The sequence below is a fragment of the Kitasatospora sp. NPDC091257 genome (assembly GCF_044757675.1).
GTDB classification, from domain to species: Bacteria; Actinomycetota; Actinomycetes; order Streptomycetales; family Streptomycetaceae; genus Kitasatospora; species Kitasatospora lactacystinica.
This window is the reverse complement of sequence record NZ_JBIVVI010001602.1, coordinates 1-1,646: the sequence shown is the minus strand read 5'-3', so window position 1 is coordinate 1,646 and position 1,646 is coordinate 1. Positions and strand designations below refer to the sequence as shown.

Genomic DNA, 1,646 nt, shown 5'->3' with positions numbered 1-1,646 from the left:
GGGATGAGGTCCACCCGCCACTGGGGGCGCCAGTCGGCGTCCATGCAGGCCACCAACTGGTCGGGCCGGTGGTCGTGGACCAGCCTGGCGATGAAGTCCAGCAGCCCACGGACGGCGTTGACCGGCTCACCCTGCGGCGAGCGCAGGGTGTCCGGTACGCCGAAGTAGGCCCGGAAGTACAGGCTGGCGGAGTCGAGCAGCATCAGTCGCGGTGCGGTCACGACTCAGCATCATGCCGCACCGCGGTGACGGACGGGTGTTGTCAGTGCTCGTGCGGTCCGGCGCGGTGGACCGGGCCGTGGGCGTCGGTGCAGTGCTCGACGGTGGAGTCGGCCGGGGTGGTGATCTGCAGCAGCGCGCCCGCCTCGTCCTCGCCGACGTGGTCGACCTGGAGGGTGGAGTGGGTGATGCCGTACTCCTCCGAGAGCCGGCGCTGCAGGGAGCGCCGCACCGCGTGGCAGTCGCCGCCGGGGGTGACCAGGATGTGCGCGGACAGGGCCGGCTGACCGGAGGTGATCTCCCAGATGTGCAGGTCGTGGATCTCCTCGACCAGCGGCTCGGTGACCATCCGGTCGGCCACCGCGTCCGGGTCGATCCCCGCCGGGGCGGCCTCCAGGAAGATCCGCCCGGAGTCCCGGACCAGCGCGATGCCGGCCTTGAGCATCAGCGCGACGACGATCAGCGAGGCGATCGCGTCGGCCCGGGCGAAGCCGGTGATCAGTACGACCGCACCGGCGACGGCGGTGGCGATGAAGGCGTAGAGGTCGGTCAGCACGTGCTGGAAGGCGCCCTCGACGTTCAGCGAGCTGCGGTTGGCCTTGGACATGCACCAGGTGGCGGCCAGGTTGACCACGATCCCGACCAGTGCGGTGATCAGCACCAGTGAGCCGGTGACCTCCGGCGGTTCGAGCAGCCGGGTGATCGCCTCGTAGCCCAGCCAGGCCGACAGCACCAGCAGGGTGACCCCGTTGGCCTGCGCGGAGAGGATCTCGGCGCGCTTGAGGCCGTAGGTGTAGCCGCCGCGGGCCGGGCGGGCGGCGAGCCGCATGGCGATCAGCGCGAGCACGATCGAGGCGGCGTCGGTGAGCATGTGGGCCGCGTCCGAGATCAGCGCCAGGGACTGGGCGGCGAAGCCGACCACGACCTCGCCGGCCATGAAGACGACGATCAGGGCGAGGGCGCTGAGCAGCCAGCGGCGGTCCGCGTCGGCGGCTACGCCGTGCGAGTGGCCGCCGTGCCCGTGCCCTCCGGAGCCGTGCCCGTGCGAGTGGCCGCCGTGCCCGTGCCCTCCGGGGCCGTGGGAGTGTCCGCCGGAGCCGTGCGAGTGCTTCTGGTCATGCGCATGATCATCGTGCGAATGCTCGTGCCCGGCCATGGAGGTCCTCTCTGGGCGCACGGGTGGGAAAGGGGGCGTGGCGCGACCGCCCCGCAACCGAAGTGAACCGCAGAATCGACAAAGATCCAAAGGTTGTACTGGTGACCGTTGTCGTTCCCGTCCGGGCGGCCGGACCCGGCGCACTCCGCAGCCGCCCGGCGGGCCGAACTCCCGTTCCCTCATGCCCAGTTGTGCTACCCCAGCGCCAGCGGGTCGAGGACCGCCGCGGTGGCCGCCCGGGCCAGGGCCCGCATCAGCCGCAGGTCCTCCC

The 1,646-nt window shown here is 71.7% G+C and carries 1 protein-coding gene and 1 pseudogene; both read right to left on the bottom strand.

Annotated features, from left to right (window positions below):
• Positions 1-203, bottom strand: a pseudogene (locus tag ACIQOV_RS40655) (flap endonuclease); the annotation flags it as partial.
• Between the two features lie 59 nt (positions 204-262).
• Positions 263-1,375: a cation diffusion facilitator family transporter gene (locus ACIQOV_RS40650; RefSeq protein ID WP_401056066.1), complete on the bottom strand. Its 1,113-nt coding sequence runs from the start codon at positions 1,373-1,375 to the stop codon at positions 263-265.
• Between the last annotated feature and the right edge of the window lie 271 nt (positions 1,376-1,646).